A 17,917-nucleotide genomic window follows, 5' to 3' on the forward strand; every position below is an offset into this window, starting at 1 on the left:
GGTTGAGGGTGCGGTGCTCGGGGGCCGCGGGGCGAGGGAGGTGTGGAAGTGCCGGGGCAGGCGTGGGCGACCGGCGTGGTATGGCCGGTTTCCGCCCGGACGCGACCCTCGAACCGGGCTCCGGGCAGCCTTGCGGTTCGAAACGGCGGCGTACGCGCATGTCGGAGTCTTCGTCTCCTGCCGTACGAGGTCTTCCTGTTTCCTGTGGCTTTCGCCGACTCCGATCCTACGGTGGACGGATTCTAAGTCAAGAAGCGCGCCAACTTCGTATCGGATCGGACCAGTGGGAATCCGCGGTTTTCGGACACCTGTCCGCCGGGTGGTTCTTTGGCGTCAGAGCCAGCCGTTACGGCGGAAGCCCCGGTGGACGACGAAGCAGGCCGTCACGATGACCGCGAGGACCGCCGGGTAGCCGTACGTCCAGCGCAGCTCCGGCATGTGGTCGAAGTTCATCCCGTACACCCCGCACACCATGGTCGGGATCGCGATGATCGCCGCCCACGCCGTGATCTTCCGCATGTCCTCGTTCTGCGCCACGGTCACCTGCGCCAGGTGCGCCTGCAGGATGGAGTCCAGCAGCGCGTCGTACGACGTGATCTGGTCGGTGATCCGCTGCAGGTGGTCGGCCACGTCCCGGAAGTAGGCCCGTATCCCCGGCGCGATGTGCGGCATGTGGCTGGTGGCGAGCCGCTGCAGCGGCCGGTCCAGCGGGGCGACGGCCCGGCGCAGCTCCAGCAGCTCGCGCTTGAGCTGGTAGATCCGGCCCGCGTCGGCGCCGCGGGCGTGCTCGCTGAAGACGGCGGACTCCACGTCGTCGATGTCCCGCTGCACCGCGTCGGTCACGGCGAGGTAGTCGTCGACGACGTGGTCCGCGATCGCGTGCAGCACGGCCGCCGGCCCCTGCGCCAGCCGCTCCGGCGCCGACTCCAGCGTCTCGCGCAGCGGGCCCAGCGAGCCGTGCGGCCCGTGCCGCACGGTGATCACGAAGTCGGGGCCGGCGAAGACCATCAGCTCGCCGGTGTCGACCACCTCGCTGGTCGCGGTCAGCTCCGCGTGCTCGACGTAGCGGACGGTCTTGAAGACCGCGAACAGCGTGTCGTCGTACTGCTCCACCTTGGGCCGCTGGTGCGCGTGGACGGCGTCCTCGACGGCCAGCGGATGCAGCCCGAAGAGGTCGGCGAGGCCGGCGAACTCCTCCTGGCCCGGCTCGTGCAGCCCGATCCACACGAACCCGTCGCCGCGCCTGCGCACCTGCTGCAGCGCCTCGGCGGCCGGGCAGTTGCCCTGCTGCAGCCGCGCGCCGTCGAGGTACGATACGCAGTTGACCACGGCGCTGCCGAGCGGCGAGCGGGCGGGGTGGCTCAGGTCCACGGTGCGCCCGGGTGCCCTGCGCACCACGTGGCGGAGGTTTTTGATCATCGACACGGCGGGCTCCTTCGGCGGACCGATGGCCAGTCTGCCACCGGTCCGCCGCGCGCCGGGCCGCCCGGGCGGCGATCACCCGCGGGGGAGGAGGTGAGCGGGGGTGCGGGGGAGCTGCGGGAGCGGGGTCAGTCCCCGGTCGCGCGCCCCGGGCGGCGCTGGACGTAGATGCGCCCGTTGTTCCCGCCGGTCCACTCCAGGCGTACGACGCCGGGGACGGCGGCGTCCGCGATGCGGGCCGGGTCGGCCCAGTAGCCGAAGTTGGGGTTGCGGAAGAACGTCGCCCACAGCCCGCCGTCCGCGTCGGCGAAGAAGTTGTTGTGGCCGGCGCCCACGCCCGCGGTCCAGCGTCTGGAGTACGGGCCCTCGAAGCGGTCGGCCACCGCCACCACCGCGTCGTACTGGTACTGCACGCGGCCGGTGCCCGCCGGGTCGTACGCGTGCCGCGTGCTGCCGTACGGATCGAGGCTGGCCCGGTCCCACGCCGCGTGCAGCAGGAAGTACTTTCCGTCGTGCTTGAAGACGTACGCGCCCTCCAGATACGGCTCGGGGGAGTAGCGCTCCTGCCCGAACCGCGGCAGGTCCGTCACCGGGACGATGTCCTCCATGTCGTCGCGGAACTTCGCGTACAGGTCGTTGTGGAGTACCAGCCAGGCGTCGTCGCCCTCGGAGTAGAGGCTGCCGTCGATGTGGTGGTACGCGCCGGGCTCGATGAACGACGGGCCGCCGGTGAGCGGGTCGCCGAAGGGCTTGTCGGCGTTGCCCTCGACCAGCCGGTACGGGCCCTCCACGCCGCCCTCGCTCACCAGCATGAACGAGCCGACCAGGCGCGAGTGGTCGCCCATGCACGCGACGATGTACCAGGTACCGCGGAAGTAGTGCACCTCCGGCGCCCAGGTGTTGCCGCGCTTGCCGAACATGTCGTCGTGCCAGAACTCCTGCCACGGCGCGACGACCGTGCGCCCGGGCCGGTTCTCGCCAGCGAACTCCGGCGACCACACCTTGCCCTTCTCCGCGTCCGGCCGGATGCCGGTGGTGTCGGCCAGGTGCCACGGGCCGCGCAGGGAGCGGGCCGTCCAGACGAAGATCCCGTCGTTCCACGGGCTCGCGGTCTCCAGTCCGGGGACGCGGCTGGTGCCGGTGGCGACGTACAGCGGACTGCCGTCGACGTCGAAGCAGTTGACGTAGGTGTCCCGTATCCAGACCACGCCGCGGTCCTCGTCGCGGGGGCGCAACTGGAGCGGCAGCACGAAGGAGTTGTCCTCGCGGGGCCACAGGTCGGCGCGGGTGTCGGCCAGCCCGTACGGCTCGGGTTCGGGCCAGTTGGCCAACAGTCCTCCCGTGCCGCTCCCGGCCGCGTCCGCCGCCGCTCCGGGAGCCGTCGCGGACGCCGGTACGGGGGCCAGCGCCGCCGCCGCTCCCACGGAGCCGGCGCCGGCCAGCAGGGAACGCCGGCCGATGGACGAACCGCTCGCTGAGTGAGTCATCTTCTCGTCCTCCCTCGTCGTGCCGCACGCGGGCGGCCTGGCGCACAGCATGCGAACGCCCGTCGATTTTCGTCAACAGGTCGGAAAAATAATCCGCCCCGGCCCCACGCCCCGCCGGATCCGCACCCCGGCACATCGCCGCAGGTCACGCAGGCTCCATCGGGCGGCAGGCGGCAGCGGAGTTTTGTGTCGGGAGTCTTGCGGCTCTGTGATTCTTTTTTCCGACCTGTTGACGAAAAAGGCGAGGCGTCCCCATGCTGTCGGCCATGCACCCCTCCGCAGGCCCCCTCTCCCGCCTCCGCCGCGAGCACGAAGAACTCGTGCTCTCGCTGCTGCGCAAGCACGGCCCGCTCAGCCGCGGCGAACTCGGGACCCGCTGCGGGCTGTCCCGCACCACCCTCTACGACATCGTCGGTGACCTGATCGCCAACGGCGCCGTCGTCGCCGCCGTGCCGCTGGCGGAGGAGCGGCGGCGCGGCCGGCCGGTGGAGAAGCTGTCCCTCAACCCCGACGCCGGGCAGGCCCTCGGCATCGACTTCGCGCGCCGAGCCGTGCACGTCGCCGCCGTCAACGTCGCCCACGAGATCGTCGGCTCCGCCAGCGAACAGCACGCCCCCGACCTCCCCTGGGAGGAGCGGGTACGGCTCGCCGAACGGCTCGTCGGCACCCTCACCGGCGGCGCGCTGCGCCTCGGCGCACTCAACGCCATCGGCGTCGGCGTCGTCGGCCCCGTCGGCGCGCCCGGGGACCTCACCGCGGCCGGCCGGCACCTCGACGTCCCGTCCGAACTGCTGCGCAAGAGCTTCGGCGTGCCCGTACTGCTGGACAACAACACCCGCCTCGCCGCGCTCGCCGAGGCCACCTGGGGCGCCGCGGCCGACGACGCCGACGTGCTCTACCTCCGGGTCTCCCACGGCGTCGGCGGCGGCCTGGTCGTCGGCGGCTCGCTGCACCGGGGCGCCTTCGGGCTCTCCGGCGAACTCGGCCACGTCACCGCCGTACCGTCCGGCGCCCCCTGCGAGTGCGGCGGCACCGGCTGTCTAGAGACCGTGGCCTCCGTCGGCGCCGTACTCGACGCCTACCGCGCCGCCGGCGGGCGCGCGGACGACCTCGCCGCCTTCAACGCCGCGCTGTCCTCCGGCGACGCCGCGGCCCGGGCGGTCCTCGCCGTGGCCGGCGCCCACATCGGCACCGTGCTCGCCGCCGTCTGCAACGCGATCGGCCCCGGCGTGATCGTCATCGGCGGCGAACTCGCCCGCACCGGCGAGGCGCTCACCGGCCCCGTCGAGAAGGCACTCGGCGCGCACATCATGCCCGCCTCCCGCGACCGCGTGGTGCTGCGCCCCGCCACCCTCGGCGCCACCGGCGGCGCGCTCGGCGCCATCGCGCTGGTGCTGCACGAATCCCCGCTGCTCTCCCACTACCCCGCAGAAGCCGATCCCGAGGACGACGCGTGAAACGTGTGCAACGCGTGAGACGAACGAGGTGCGTATGGCCGTGATCACCACACCCCAGAAGAAGGCCGCCCGGCCGCGCACGCGCCGCACCGAGCGGCGCGGCCAGGTCCGCTCCCTCGTACTGAACGTCATCGCCCTCGCGTTCGGCGTGGCCGTCTGGGCGGTGCTGGCCGCGCTGAACTTCGAGAGCCTGCCCGGGCCGCTCGCGGTGGCCGAGAAGGCCGGCGACCTGATCGCCGACGGCACCCTCGCCGACGACCTGCTCGCCAGCCTCCGCCGCGTCTTCACCGGCTTCGCACTCGGCACGGCGCTGGCCATCCCCGTCGGCTTCCTCATGGGCTGGTACCCCACGGCCCGCGGGCTGCTGGAGCCGTACGTCCAGTTCTTCCGCACCATCCCGCCGCTGGCGCTCATCCCGCTGGCGATCGTGCTGATGGGCATCGGCGAGACGCCGAAGGTCTTCGTCATCTTCCTGGCGGCGTTCCTGTCCTGCGTCGTCGCCGCCTTCCAGGGCGTGGTCGACGTCGACCGCACCCTCATCAACGCCGCCCGGGTCCTCGGCGCCTCCGACCGCGTCATCTTCCTCAAGGTCGTCATCCCGGCGTCGACCCCGTTCATCCTCGTCGGCATGCGCATCGGACTCGGCGCCGCCTGGGCCACCGTCGTGGCCGCGGAGCTGATCGCCGCCCAGGAGGGCCTGGGCTTCCGCATGCAGTACGCCCAGACCTACTACGACCTCGACACGATCTTCGTGGGACTCATCACCATCGGCGTGCTCGGCCTGCTCATGGACCGACTGCTGCTGCTCGCCGAGCGTCGTCTCACCGGCTGGCAGGAGCGCAGAGGATGACCGAAAAAAAGATCTCCTTCCGGGACGTCGTGAAGACCTTCCCGATGAAGGGCACCGACTTCACCGCCCTCGACGGGGTGTCCCTCGACATCGCCGACCGCGAGTTCGTCACCGTCGTCGGCCCCTCGGGATGCGGCAAGAGCACCCTGCTCAACATGGCCGCGGGGCTCGCCGAGCCCACCTCGGGCGACGTCCTCGTCGACGGCGGCCCCGTCACCGGGCCGGGCCCGGAGCGCGGCGTGATCTTCCAGCAGTACGCCCTCTTCCCCTGGCTGACCGTGCGGAAGAACGTCGAGTTCGGGCTCAGGCTCGCCCGGCTGACGGCGGACGAGCGCGCGCGGCGGGCCGACCGCGCCATCGAGCTGGTCGGCCTCACCGACTTCGCCGACGCGCTGCCCAAGACGCTGTCCGGCGGCATGAAGCAGCGCTGCGCCATCGCCCGCGCGTACGCGGTCAACCCCCGGGTGCTGCTGATGGACGAGCCGTTCGGGGCGCTGGACGCGCTGACCCGGGTGCAGCTGCAGGACCAGCTCCTCGACACCTGGAGCCAGGACAAGCGCACCGTCATGTTCATCACGCACGACGTCGACGAGGCGGTCTACCTGGCCAGCCGGGTGGTGGTGATGGCCGCCCGCCCCGGGCGCATCCACCGGATCATCGACGTCGATCTGCCCTATCCGCGCACCGAGGAGATCCGGCTGTCCCCCGAGTTCGGCCGGATACGCAACGAGGTCTGGCACTCCGTCTACCACCAGAGCACCGCCCCGGCCGCCGCCTGACCCCGTAACCCGTCCCCCACACCTCTACGCATCCCGAGACTTCAGCACACCGGAAAGGACCCTCCGCCATGCGTGCGACCCGACGTAGCATCGCCCTCTCACTCACGGTAGCTCTGATATCACTCCCGGTCGCCGCCTGCTCCGACGACAACGGCGGCGGCGGGTCAGACAGCTCGACCGTCCGCTTCGGCTACATCAACGACTACAACGGCGCCAGCCTGCTGGCCATCGCCGAGAAGCAGGGCCTGTGGAAGAAGGCCGGCCTCGACGCCGAGGTCTCCGTCTTCAACAACGGCCCCATCCAGATCCAGGCCCTCGGCGCCGGCGACCTCGACTTCGGCTACATCGGCCCCGGCGCCATGTGGCTGCCCGCCTCCGGCAAGGCCGACGTCATCGCCGTCAACACCCTCGGCTACGCCGACCGCGTCATCGCCCAGCCCGGCATCACCTCGCTCGCCGACCTGAAGGGCAAGAAGGTCGGCGTCCCCGAGGGCACCTCCGGCGACATGGCACTCAACCTCGCCCTCCAGGAGGAGGGCATGTCCATCGACGACGTGGAGAAGGTGCCGATGGACCCCGCGACCATCGTCTCCGCATTCTCCTCCGGGCAGATCGACGGCGCCGGCCTGTGGTACCCGATGATCGACGAGATCAAGGCCAAGGTCCCCGACCTCGAAGAGGTCGCCAGCACCCGGGACATGCCGGACAGTTACTTCCCCACCGCCTTCGTCGCCGGCACCGACGTCGACCCCGAGCTGTCCGGCAAGGTCATCGGCGTCCTCCAGGAGGCCAACGACTGGCGCTTCGAGAACCCCGAGGAGTCCGTCGCCGACACCGCCGCGATGCTCAAGCTGGACGAGGAGAAGGTCAAGGCCGACGCCGCCAACCAGGAGGTCCTGGCCACCAAGGACCTCGTCGCCAAGACCGAGGACGGCACCGTCGGCGGCTGGCTGAACGACCTCGCCGAGTTCTTCGTCGGCACCGGCCAGCTCGACGAGGCCCCCGACCCGGCGGAGTACTACCTCGGCGACCTCTACACGAAGGCGTCCGCCAAGTGAACCTGCTCTTCCTGATGACCGACCAGCACCGGGTCGACACCCTGGGCTGTTACGGCAACCCGCACGTCGACACCCCCCACCTCGACCGGCTGGCCGCCACCGGCACCCGCTTCGACCGGTGCTACACCCCCACCGCCATCTGCACCCCGGCCCGGGCCAGCCTGCTGACCGGCCAGGCGCCGTTCCGGCACCGGCTGCTCGCCAACTACGAGCGCAACGTCGGCTATCTGGAAGACCTGCGGGACGACGCGTTCACCTTCCCCGGCGCGCTCGCCGAACGCGACTACCAGCTCGGGCTGGTCGGCAAGTGGCACGGCGGCACCCACCGCAACGCCGCCTCCTACGGCTTCGACGGCCCCGACCTGCCCGGCTGGCACAACCCCGTCGACCACCCCGACTACCTCGCGTACCTCGCCGAGCGGGGGCTGCCGCCGTACCGGATCTCGGCGCCGATCCGCGGCACCACCCCCAACGGCAACCCCGGCAACCTCCTCGCCGCCCGCCTCCACCAGCCGGCCGAGGCCACCTTCGAGCACTACCTCGCCACCCGCGCCATCGAGCAGCTGGAGACGTACGCCGCGACCGGCCGGCCCTTCTTCCTCGCCACCCACTTCTTCGGCCCGCACCTGCCCTACCTGCTGCCCGACGAGTACTACGACATGTACGACCCCGACCTCGTCGACCTGCCCCCGTCGATCGCCGAGACCTTCGAGGGCAAGCCGCCCGTGCAGCGCAACTACAGCGCCCACTGGACCTTCGACACCATCCCCGTCGAGGTCACCCGCAAGCTCATCGCCGTCTACTGGGGCTACGTCACCCTCATCGACCGGCAGATCGGCCGCATCCTGGCCCGCCTCGACGAGCTCGGCCTCACCGACGAGACCGCGGTGTTCTTCACCGCCGACCACGGCGAGTTCACCGGCGCCCACCGCCTGCACGACAAGGGCCCGGCCATGTACGAGGACATCTACCGCATCCCCGGCATCGTCCGCGTCCCCGGCGCCCCGCCGCAGGTGCGGGACGAGTTCGTGACCCTGACCGACTGCACCGCCACCATCCTGGAGCTGGCCGGCTGCGACACCGCGCCCGCCGTCGACAGCCGCAGCCTGCTGCCGCTGGTCCGCGGCGAGCATCCCGAATGGCCGGCCGAGCTGCTCGCGGAGTTCCACGGCCACCACTTCCCGTACCCGCAGCGCATGATCCGCGACGACCGCTACAAGCTCGTCGTCAACCCCGAGTCGGTCAACGAGCTGTACGACCTGGCCGCCGACCCGCACGAGCTGGCCAACCGCTACGCGCACCCCGAACTGCTGCCTGTACGCCGCCGGATGCTGCGCCGGCTGTACGACCTGCTGCGCGAGCGCGGCGACAACTTCTACCACTGGATGACGCCGATGTACGACGTCGGCACCCTCGACTACGACCCGACCCTCAGCGCATTCGAACCGGAAGGAACCACCGCATGAGACGACGGACGTGGACACGGACCGCGCTGCTGCTGTGCGCGCTCCTCGCGGGACTGCTGCCGCTGTCGTCGGCGACGGCGTCGCAGCCGGTCGAGAAGGCGGCGAAGGCCGCGAAGGCCGCGAAGGCCGCGGAGGCCGCGGGGGCCCCGGATGCCGCGGAGGCCGCCCCCGGGACGTACGCCAACCCGGTCACCGAAGGCGTCGTCGACACCTTCCCCGACCCCGTGACGATCCGCGGCAAGGACGGCTACTGGTACTCCTACGGCACCATGAACCCCGTCTTCCAGTCCGGCGGCGAGCAGAGTGAGCGGATGCTCCCGATCCTGCGCTCCGCGGACCTGGCGAACTGGGAGTACGCCGGCGAGGTCTTCACCCCCGCCACCCAGCCCGACTGGCACGAGGGCTCGCGGCTGTGGGCCCCCGACATCCGCTACAACGACGGCCACTACACCCTCTCCTACTCCGTCCCCGGCCGTGACACCGTCGGCGCCGCCACCGCGCCCACCCCGACCGGCCCGTGGACCGACACCGGCCCCGTGCTGCCCACCCCCAGCGGCTGCCCCACCGGCGGCATCGACCAGGCGCAGTTCACCGACCGGGACGGCAAGACGTACCTGTACTGGGGCAGTTACGACATCCTCTGCGTCGCCGAGATGAACGCGGAGCGCACCCGCATCACCGGCGAGGTGACGCAGGTCGCCCAGGGCCGCCGCATGGAGGGCGCGTTCGTCGTCCGCCGCGACGGCTACTACTACCTCTTCTACTCCGACGCCGGCTGCTGCGACGGCGCGTACAGCGGCTACCAGGTCAAGGCCGGCCGCTCCACCAGCCCCACCGGCCCGTTCCGCGACGACGAGGGCGTCGACCTCATGGCGCCCACCAGCAAGGGCGCCATCGTCCTCGGCGCCAACGGCAACCGCTGGATCGGCCCCGGCCACAACGGGCTGGCCACCGACCTCGCCGGCCAGGACTGGCTCGTCTACCACGGCATCCCCGCCGACAACCCCGACCTCGACCGCTTCCCGGACCTGCCCGACCGCCAGCTCACCCGGCGCCCCATGCTCATGGACCGGCTCGACTGGATCGACGGCTGGCCCGTCGTCCGCGCCGGCGCCGGCCCCTCCGAGGGCCCGCAGCGCGCCCCCGTCACCGACTGGGACGCCGGCGGCACCTTCGCCGGCGGCTCGCTCGACGGCTGGCGCGCCGACGGCGCGGGCACCGGCGGCTGGTCGCTCGCGGACGACGCCGACTCCGGCCCGTACGCGACCCACGAGGGCGGCGGCGCCGACCCGGCGTTCCTCGTCACCGACGAGACCGCGCCGCGCGACCTGCGCGCCGAGGCCGACCTGCGGGTGGCCTCGGCCGAGGGGGCGGCGGGCCTGACCGTCGCCTACCGCGACCCGCGCAACCACACCACCGCCTGGCTCGACCGCGAGCGCGGCGCGCTGGTCACCGACGTCGTCGTGGCCGGCCGCAGCCGGGGCGAGCAGGTCACGCCGCTCCCCGGGACGTACGACTGGGACACCTGGCACAACGTCACCGCCGAGGTGCGCGGCGGACGCATGACCGTCGAGGTCAGCGGCGACCGGCTGCGCGACGCCGTCGCCGCCCAGGAGCGGCGGCTGCCCGCTGACGCCACCGGCCCCGGCGCCGTCGGCACCGCCGCCCGCGGCGGCGGCGCGGCGGCCGACAACGTGGGCGCGGCGCGGCTCTACGAGCCGGTCACCGAGCGCGTACCCGAGCCGGCCACGGGCCTGCCGCTGCCCGGCCACAGCGACGAGTTCAGCTCCGCCGCCGTGCCCGGCACCGAGCCCGGCTCGCCCTGGCGGTGGCTGCGCGGCCCGGCGCCCGGCGTGACCACCGACGGCGGCGGAGGTGACCTCGTATGGCCCACCCAGAACGGCGAGCTGCACCTCGACAGCAACAACGCCTCCGTGCTGCTGCGCGACGCACCCGAGGGCGACTACACCGTCACCACCAAGGTCGGCTTCGACCCCGACCAGCCCAACCAGCAGGCCGGGCTGCTCCTCTACGCGAACGACGACAAGTACTTCAAGATGACTCACTCCGCGCTGCCGCTGAACCGCGGCGGCGGCACGCTCCTCGACGTCAGCGAGTTCGGGAAGGAGGGCGAACGCCCCACCACCTCGCCGCCGACCCCCGTCGCCAACGCGCCCATGTTCGGCGGCCCCACCGCCGACACGATGTGGCTGCGGCTGTCGTACCACCACGACGGCGGCAACGGCGAGCACGAGGTGCGCGCGGCCACCAGCCGCGACGGCCGGACGTGGGTCCATAACGGCGTGTGGACGCTGCCCGGGGACGAGCGGCTGCAGATCGGGCTGGTGTCGATGAACAAGGAGGGAGCGGAGGCGCGGTTCGACTACGTACGCACCCACCGGACCCGCTGACGGCGGGGTACTTGCCCCCGGCGTCTTGACGGCGGTCTCGATCACGCCCACCGTGGCTGAGGCTGGTCCACCGGCCCCGCCGGCACCCCAGGTGCCGGCGGGGCCGCCTCGTACGTCCCCGTATGCCCCCGTACGTCCAGCGTCCCCCTCCAAGGAGCCGCCATGGCACCCGTCCCGACCGTGAGAAACCGCGTGCTGCTCGTCCTCTCCGCGCTGTTGCTCGCCCTCGTCCCCGCCGCCCCGACGCTGGCCGCGGCGGCACCGGAGCGGGCCGCGGCGGGCAGCCCTCGGGGTGACGCCGAGGTCGTCGGCGTCACGCAAGTCGGAGACCGCCTGGTCGACTTGTCGGTACGTTCCCCCGCCCTCGGCGGCCGCACCGTCCCCGTACGCCTGCTCACCCCCGACGGCTGGGACCCGGACGACCCCGCGCAGGACTGGCCGACCTTCTGGCTGCTGCACGGCTGCTGCGGCGACTACACCTCCTGGACCTCCGAGACCGATGTCGAGGACACCGACAGCCTGCGCGACGTCCTCGTCGTCATGCCGGAGGCGGGCTGGAACGGCTGGTACAGCGACTGGTGGAACTTCGGCGAGGGCGGCGACCCGGCATGGGAGACCTTCCACACCGACGAGCTGCGCCGGCTGCTGGAGAGCGACTGGGGCGCCAGCACCAACCGCGTGGTCGCGGGCCTGTCGATGGGCGGCCAGGGCGCGCTGATGTACGCCGCCCGCCACCGCGGCATGTTCAAGGCCGCCGCCGCCTACTCCGGCGCCGCGCACCCGCTGCTCAACGACGAGTCGGTCGACCGCATCATGGGCTTCTTCGCGGGCCAGGGCGACGACCCCCGCCGCGTCTGGGGCGACCCGGTCGACCAGCGCGCCATCTGGCAGGCCCACGACCCGTATTACCTGGCGAAGCAGCTCAAGTCCACGCCGGTCTACCTCTCCTGCGGCGACGGCACCGCGGGGCCCCTCGACCCGCCGGGCGCCACGGACGCCCTGGAGGCGGACTTCAACCGGCAGAACCAGGCGTTGGCCGCGGAGCTGAAGCGGGTCGGCGCCAGGAAGGTGATTACCAACCTCTACGGCCCGGGCACCCACCGCTGGGAGTACTGGGAGCGGGAGTTGCACGCCTCGCTGCCGATGCTGATCGGAGCGCTGAAGGTGAGCTGACGCGCGGGCCCCTGACGGGCCCCCGGCGGCCGGGAGCGGGCCGCCGGGGGTCCCTTGCCGTTGTCATCGGCTCAGCTACGGTCCGTGGCTCGCGGATGCCCTGTGCCTGCGAAGGTGATCCAGCAGGTCTCTCGGGCGGTATCCAGGAGATACCAGATGCGACCGCCGCCGGTCACTTCGATCTGCCACTGCTCGCAGGTCCGCCCGCGATAGGTGCCATGCGCCAGACCGCCCTTGAGCCGGTGGTGCCGGGGTGTCTCGGTGGCCGGTCCGGGGGTGGTGCGCATGGTGCTCCAGGCCCGGTAGGTGTTCTCTCGGGCCTGTTGGGCTAAGCATTCCCAACCCTTGGCCGAGGCCGCGTCCGCGAAGCGGACTTCCCAGTGGCCCTCCGGCGCAGGAGGCGCGGCCCGGTCGCCGCGGCCCCCAGTCACGCGACGTCCCGCGGGTCGGCCACCGGACCGTAGTCCTCACTGTGGTCCCTGGTCAGTGCGGCAAGCAGCGCAGGGTCGGAGTAGACCTCCGCGGTGTGCTGCCAGGCGACGAGCATCTGCGCGACAGACGCGCTGTTGCCGAGTGAATCGGCGGCACGCATGGTGTCGACCAACTCGATGGCGAAGGAGTGGAGATCGGGCTCAGGCAGGAAACGAACCCAGGGGAAGGCGTCGGGAAGTATGTCGAGGAGCAGTTCCATGCTTCCCGGCTCCCGGCGTGCCATCGCCGCCAGCATCCGCGTGGCAGCCGATACGACGGTCTGATCCTGCTCAGCGCGTGCCGCGGTGGTGAGGACCAAATCCTCCCCGTCCCTGCGGTGCAGCACCAGCCGTGATGACACCTTGAGCCGGGCGAGCGTCTGCTTGTTCTTGTTCACCAGCTCGGAGAAGTTCACCGCAGTGCTTTCGCTTGCCATGACTTGCAAACTACTTCGAAACTCCAGGATCCGCCATCACCCGAATGAGGGGCGCGTACCGGTTCGCTCCGACGGTGTCGGAGCTTACGCGTTGGCCTGACGCCCTCGCCGTGGCGCTGCGGGGGACGGACCCGCCCGCCACCCGCCCACGGCGACGGCCGACGTGGTTGCCCCAGGCCGCCTGGACGTGGAAGTAGCCGAGGGGGCCTTCCCTGCGCATCCCGACGTAGGTCAGGTACGCGACCCAGCCCAGCGGAGCGAGGAGCAGCATGCGGCTACTGGTGGTCGACGACGAGGAAGGGCTCGCCGCGTCCCTCAAACGGGGCCTGGAGGCGGCCGGTTACGCGGTGGACGTGGCCCACGACGGCCACACCGGCCTGTACCTGGCGCGGGAGTACCCGTACCAGGCGATCGTGCTCGACATCATGCTCTCCGGGCTGAACGGCTACCGCGTGTGCGCCCGGCTGCGGGCCGACGGCATCGACCCCCCGATCCTGATGCTGACGGCCAAGAACGGCGAGTACGACGAGGCCGAGGACCTGCTCCTGCTGGCCCGCCTCGACGGCACCGCCCCCCCTCCCGCGCGACCCTGTCAACCTCACCGACCTCGTCCACGACCTGGTCGAGGAGCACCGCCATCTGCGCCGTGTGCACCCGCTGGAGGTCCGCCTCGACGCCCCGGGGCCGCCGGCGTGGGTGGCGGGCAGCGGCCTCCAGCTGGAGCGGATGCTGCGCAACGTGCTGAGCAACGCCTGCCGCTACGCCGACAAGGACGTCGAGGTGGCCATCCGCGCCGAGCGGCACGACGGCGTCGAGACGGTGCGGATCGACGTACGCGACGACGGCCCCGGGATACCGGCCGCCGACCGGGAGCGGGTCTTCGAGCGGTTCAGCAGGCTGGAGGACGCGCGTGCCCGCAAGTCCGGCGGAGCCGGTCTCGGCCTGGCCATCGCCCGCGAGATCGCGGACCACCACGGCGGCACGCTGCGCTTCACCGACCCGCCGCACGGTGCGCACGCCGTCAGCCGGCTCCCCGCCGCCGGGCCGGGGCGGAGCGCGTCCGCCGACGCGTGACGTGCTCGTGTCGTCCTGAAGTTCGGCGCGCGTCGAACCCGCCCACCACCCGCCCAGCTTCCGGTTGGGCTGGTTACGGACTGGACATAGAAGGTAACTGTCCGTAATCATGACGGGATTGGAGATCCGGCAGTGGTGCGTGAGAGAGGTGGCCGGGCATGGGGAACGCGGGCAGCGGCGGGGTGTACGGGAGCGAGCCGGAGGTGTCGGACTCCCTGAAGACGTTCGGGGCGGTGCTGAAGGTGCTGCGGGAGGAGGCGGGGCTGACGCAGGAGCAGCTGGCGGAGCAGCTGGGGTACTCCGCGGAGACCATCGCGGGGGTGGAGCAGGGACGGCGGTTTCCGTCGCAGCAGCTCGTCACGCTGTCGGAGGAGGCTCTGGGGGAGTTGGCCGCGAGGTTGCTGAAGGCGGCGCGCAGGAGCCTGACGAGGAAGGCGGGCCTGGCGTCCAGGTTCCAGCACTGGGCTTCGATCGAGGAGGAGGTGGTCACCCTGTACGCGTACGAGTGCCGAACGGTTCCGGGGCTGTTGCAGCCCGAGCCGTACATCCGCGCTGTGTTCGAGGCCGTGCCGCCGCCGCTGACCGAGGAGCAGATCGAGCGTCAGGTCGCGGCACGTCTGGAGCGGCAGGCGGTCCTCGATCAGCGGCCGTACACTTTCTTCGGCTTCATCATCGAACAGGCGCTGCTGGAGCGGCAGCTGGGCGGCGTAAAGGTCGCACGCGCCCTGATCGACCACCTCATGGCGATGGGCGAACGGCGCAACGTCGAGATCCAGGTGATGCCGCTGCGCATGGCAAACCACGCCGGGGTAGACGGCTCCCTTTACCTCGCCGAGACTGTCGACCACAAGTGGCTTGGCTACTCCGAGGGTCAGCGGTCGAGCATCTTGATCAGCGATCTGGCCAACGTGGGTATTCTGCAACAGCGCTACCGGAAGCTCAGTTCCCAGGCCCTCAGCCACGAGGCTACGGTGGAACTGCTGGAGCAGATGCGAGGAGACCTATGAGCAGGATCGGACCGGAGTGGTTCAAGAGCAGCTACAGCGGGAGCGACGGCGACAACTGCATCGAGGTCGCCGTCACTCCGCAGGTTGTCCACGTCCGTGACACCAAGGACCGGGAGGGCGGTCAGCTCTCCGTCACCCCCGCGGCCTGGGCCGACTTCGTCGCCTTCGCCAAGGCCGTCGAACTCTGACACAACCCGCGCCCGTGCGGCCGTCCCCGGCCGCGCGGACGGCCCGGGGCTACCGGCTCGTCAGGTCGAACATGTGCAGGCCCTGTCTGCCGGTCACGGCCAGAGTTCGCCCGTCGGGCAGCCAGCAACAGTCCATCGCGTTCTTGCCTTCGTTCGGGTCCGCGTAGAAGCGGACCGTCGTCTCGATCTCACCGCCGGCGGCGGCCCAGATGCGTGCCGTGTGGTCGCCGACCGAGGCCAGACGACTGCCGTCGGGTGACCACCGGCAGGCGTTCACGAAGTGGCTGTGGCCGCGCAGGACGTGGAGCGTCTCGCCGGTGGCCGCGGCCCAGACCCGGATGTCGAACCCTTGCTCGCTGGCGAACAGAGACCCGTCGGGGGAGACGTCGAGCAGGCGGCTGGAGCGATCGATCTTCCGGTTCGTGCCGCTGGGCAGATCGTGGACGACAGTTCCGTCCGGGCCGCTGTAGGCAAGCCAGCTCGCGTCCGGGGCGACGACGCATCTCAGCATCCGGCCCGTGATGGCGGGGTGGTCGAGGATGTCCCGGGTCTGTCCGGTGGCCACGTCCAGAAGGCGTACGGTCCCGTCTTCGCAGGCCGCGGCCAGCCAGGTGCCGTCGGGTGCGACGGCGAGGTCGATGACGTAGTTCGTGGCCGCGCTTCTCAGTACGTGCCCGGGGCGGACCGGGCATTCGATGTGGTGCAGCAACCGGCCGGTGGCCACTTCCCAGATCAGCACGGCGTCGCTGCGGGCGGTCGCCAGCCAGGTGCCGTCCGGGGCCGCGACGCACGAGCTGTATCGACCGGAACCAAAGGCACAGCGTTGTTGACCGGTGGTGACATCCCAGATCGCGATCCGGCCCTCCCGCCAGTCGTCGTCTGCCGTCGCGAGCCAGGATCCGTCGGGTGCTGCCGCGCAGGACGACAACGGCACCTGGCGCGGGTCGGGCCGCTGCTCGGCGACGCCTGCGTTCAGGTCCCAGAGCCAGATGGTGCCGTCCCCGCAGCCGGCGGCCAGCCTCGCGCTGTCCGGCGAGATCGCATACGACGTCACCATCGAACTGTGCTCGCCAAGCGTGAGGGGGCGGGACCGGCCGCCGGTGGTGTCCAGGAGCACCGTGCGCCTCTCTTCCAGCGTGGCGGCGATCCACGAACCGTCCGGAGTGACCGTGTGCACGTGTCCCAACCCGCACGCGAAGGTTTCACGAACCTCACCCGTCGCGGTGTCCCAGACCCGGGTACGGCTCTGACGCGGGCCGATCTCGGCGGCCAGCCACGAAGCGTCCGGCGCCAGCACCAGCCTCCCGGCGCCGTAGCCGTCGGCGTGGAATTCGTGCACGACCCGGCCCTCGGGCAGCTCACGGATCCGGAGCCGCCCGTCGTCCACGGTGACCACCCGGGAGGCGGCCGGTCCCCTTGCGGCCCGCGCCTCTGTGACGGGATGCCAGGGAAAGGTGTCGAGACGCCGGCCATCGGGCATCCGGTAGAGCCCGACATGCGCCAGCTGCCCGGTCGTGATCGGCTTGGCGGGACAGCCGATCGCCAGCCACGTTCCGTCCGGGGCCATCGCCACTGGCTCATCGCCGCGCCCCGTGTCCAGTTCGCCGGACAGCCGCCCATCCGGCATCCGGTAGACCTTGATCCGGCGTCGTCCCGCCGTCGTGTGTGATTCATCGATCGCCAGCCAGGCGCCGTCCGGGTCCGCCGCCACCAACCGCCCTTCGAACATTCCGCACAGGTCGCCTGAGTCCACGTCCCATATCCACACCGTGTCGGCCGCGTAGGTGGCCAGCCATGCTCCCGACGATGGCAGGACACAGTCGCGTATCCAGTTCGGCACGTCGGCACCGTGATCGAAGGTCGGCCCGGGCAGCCAAGTACCGGCGTGCCAAAGCCGAACCGCATTGCGCCGCCCATCAGCGCCGAACCCGTTGCCGATCGACACCAGCCAGTGGCCGTCCGGCGACCAGGCGCACCAGGAGGCGTCGCCTTCTCGACCGTCGAGGACCCGGGCCAGGCCAGGGGCGGGCTGATCCGACATCGGCCATCTGCTTCTCACGGCAGGACCGCGCAACGACGCGCGAAAGGACTCCACCATCAACCGCAGCTCCGGTACGCCGGTCAACCGAAGTACCAACGCATCGCGCAACTCCCTTTCGGACTCGGCACGAGCCAGCAGGTGCGCCGCCCGGGCCAGCGCACGGCGCAACGCATCAGCTGCAGAACCACCGGCGCGCGCCAGGTCTTCCTCCGCGGCCGGCAGACCGTTCCGCCAGAGCCTTGCCGCCACCTCGGTGAGCACAGACGGATCGGAGATCAACACGAGGTCCTTGCTGTGTGGTCCGACGATGTCCGAAGCCGGCCGGCCGCAGTCCCTTCACCCCCGTGCCCCTCCGGGGAACCGGGTGAACACCGCGACGTCGCCGCCGAAGCATACGGCCATGCGTACCTGAGGGTTGAGGGCGAGCGCCGAGGGCCGTCACCGGCATCACCCGAGCCCGGCCGCCGGCGACCTGCCGAGGTGCCCGACTTCCATCATTAATAGAGCGCATGCTCTGTTAATGTGCTGGGAACGGCCCGGCCGGGCCGGGTGCTCGGAGTGTCACGGGAGGCGCAGGTGCAGGAGCGTGGAGTGCAG

At 71.3% G+C, this 17,917-nt stretch carries 15 protein-coding genes and 1 pseudogene; 11 read left to right on the forward strand and 5 right to left on the reverse strand.

The window, feature by feature from the left end; all coding sequences use genetic code 11:
- Positions 1-333: 333 nt before the first annotated feature.
- A complete protein-coding gene (gene corA / locus T328_RS01115; protein ID WP_496494292.1) occupies positions 334-1,419 on the reverse strand; it encodes a magnesium/cobalt transporter CorA in 1,086 nt (361 codons plus the stop codon).
- Between the two features lie 131 nt (positions 1,420-1,550).
- Positions 1,551-2,909, reverse strand: coding sequence for a family 43 glycosylhydrolase (locus tag T328_RS01120; protein WP_496493876.1), 1,359 nt, complete (start codon positions 2,907-2,909; stop codon positions 1,551-1,553).
- A 254-nt stretch (positions 2,910-3,163) separates the two neighbouring features.
- Between T328_RS01120 and T328_RS01125 the strand changes: the two genes are divergently transcribed.
- The 7 genes from T328_RS01125 (at position 3,164) to T328_RS01155 (ending at position 12,103) form a co-directional block, all read left to right on the forward strand.
- Positions 3,164-4,366 (forward strand): ROK family transcriptional regulator, encoded by a 1,203-nt coding sequence (locus T328_RS01125; protein WP_496493877.1) that lies wholly within the window; start codon positions 3,164-3,166, stop codon positions 4,364-4,366.
- A 34-nt stretch (positions 4,367-4,400) separates the two neighbouring features.
- A complete protein-coding gene (locus T328_RS01130) occupies positions 4,401-5,216 on the forward strand; it encodes an ABC transporter permease (RefSeq protein ID WP_496493878.1) in 816 nt (271 codons plus the stop codon).
- Positions 5,213-5,995 carry an ABC transporter ATP-binding protein gene (locus tag T328_RS01135; protein ID WP_496493879.1) on the forward strand — a complete coding sequence of 261 codons (783 nt, stop codon included), beginning with the start codon at positions 5,213-5,215 and terminating at the stop codon, positions 5,993-5,995. Before T328_RS01130 ends, T328_RS01135 begins: the two co-directional genes overlap by 4 nt.
- Before the next feature lie 68 nt (positions 5,996-6,063).
- Positions 6,064-7,053 carry an aliphatic sulfonate ABC transporter substrate-binding protein gene (locus T328_RS01140; protein ID WP_496493880.1) on the forward strand — a complete coding sequence of 330 codons (990 nt, stop codon included), beginning with the start codon at positions 6,064-6,066 and terminating at the stop codon, positions 7,051-7,053.
- Entirely contained in the window at positions 7,050-8,519 is a 1,470-nt protein-coding gene (locus tag T328_RS01145; RefSeq protein WP_496493881.1) for a sulfatase family protein, read from the forward strand. Before T328_RS01140 ends, T328_RS01145 begins: the two co-directional genes overlap by 4 nt.
- Positions 8,516-10,930: a glycoside hydrolase family 43 protein gene (locus T328_RS01150; RefSeq protein WP_496493882.1), complete on the forward strand. Its 2,415-nt coding sequence runs from the start codon at positions 8,516-8,518 to the stop codon at positions 10,928-10,930. The genes T328_RS01145 and T328_RS01150 overlap by 4 nt, the downstream gene beginning before the upstream one ends.
- A 162-nt stretch (positions 10,931-11,092) precedes the next feature.
- Positions 11,093-12,103, forward strand: a complete 1,011-nt coding sequence (locus T328_RS01155) for an alpha/beta hydrolase (protein ID WP_496493883.1) — start codon at positions 11,093-11,095, stop codon at positions 12,101-12,103.
- Between the two features lie 71 nt (positions 12,104-12,174).
- Here the strand turns inward: T328_RS01155 and T328_RS01160 are convergent, their stop codons facing one another.
- The gene (locus T328_RS01160) at positions 12,175-12,390 is read right to left on the reverse strand and encodes a hypothetical protein (protein WP_496493884.1); all 216 of its coding nucleotides are present in this window, start codon (positions 12,388-12,390) and stop codon (positions 12,175-12,177) included.
- Positions 12,391-12,530: 140 nt separating this feature from the next.
- Positions 12,531-13,010, reverse strand: a complete 480-nt coding sequence (locus T328_RS01165; protein ID WP_496493885.1) for a hypothetical protein — start codon at positions 13,008-13,010, stop codon at positions 12,531-12,533.
- 269 nt (positions 13,011-13,279) lie between these two features.
- Between T328_RS01165 and T328_RS01170 the strand changes: the two are divergent.
- From T328_RS01170 to T328_RS01185, 4 genes and pseudogenes are all read left to right on the forward strand, one after another.
- Positions 13,280-13,552 (forward strand): annotated as a pseudogene (locus T328_RS01170) (response regulator); the annotation flags it as partial.
- Positions 13,553-13,658: 106 nt separating this feature from the next.
- Positions 13,659-14,084 carry a sensor histidine kinase gene (locus tag T328_RS01175; protein WP_496493886.1) on the forward strand — a complete coding sequence of 142 codons (426 nt, stop codon included), beginning with the start codon at positions 13,659-13,661 and terminating at the stop codon, positions 14,082-14,084.
- 158 nt (positions 14,085-14,242) lie between these two features.
- A complete protein-coding gene (locus T328_RS01180; protein WP_496493887.1) occupies positions 14,243-15,091 on the forward strand; it encodes a helix-turn-helix domain-containing protein in 849 nt (282 codons plus the stop codon).
- Positions 15,088-15,279, forward strand: a complete 192-nt coding sequence (locus T328_RS01185; protein ID WP_496493888.1) for a DUF397 domain-containing protein — start codon at positions 15,088-15,090, stop codon at positions 15,277-15,279. Before T328_RS01180 ends, T328_RS01185 begins: the two co-directional genes overlap by 4 nt.
- 49 nt (positions 15,280-15,328) lie before the next feature.
- Here the strand turns inward: T328_RS01185 and T328_RS01190 are convergent, their stop codons facing one another.
- Complete coding sequence (locus tag T328_RS01190) at positions 15,329-17,599, reverse strand: WD40 repeat domain-containing protein (RefSeq protein WP_496493889.1); 2,271 nt, start codon at positions 17,597-17,599, stop codon at positions 15,329-15,331.
- Positions 17,600-17,917 lie beyond the last annotated feature (318 nt).

Source organism: Streptomyces sp. CNX435, assembly GCF_059570575.1.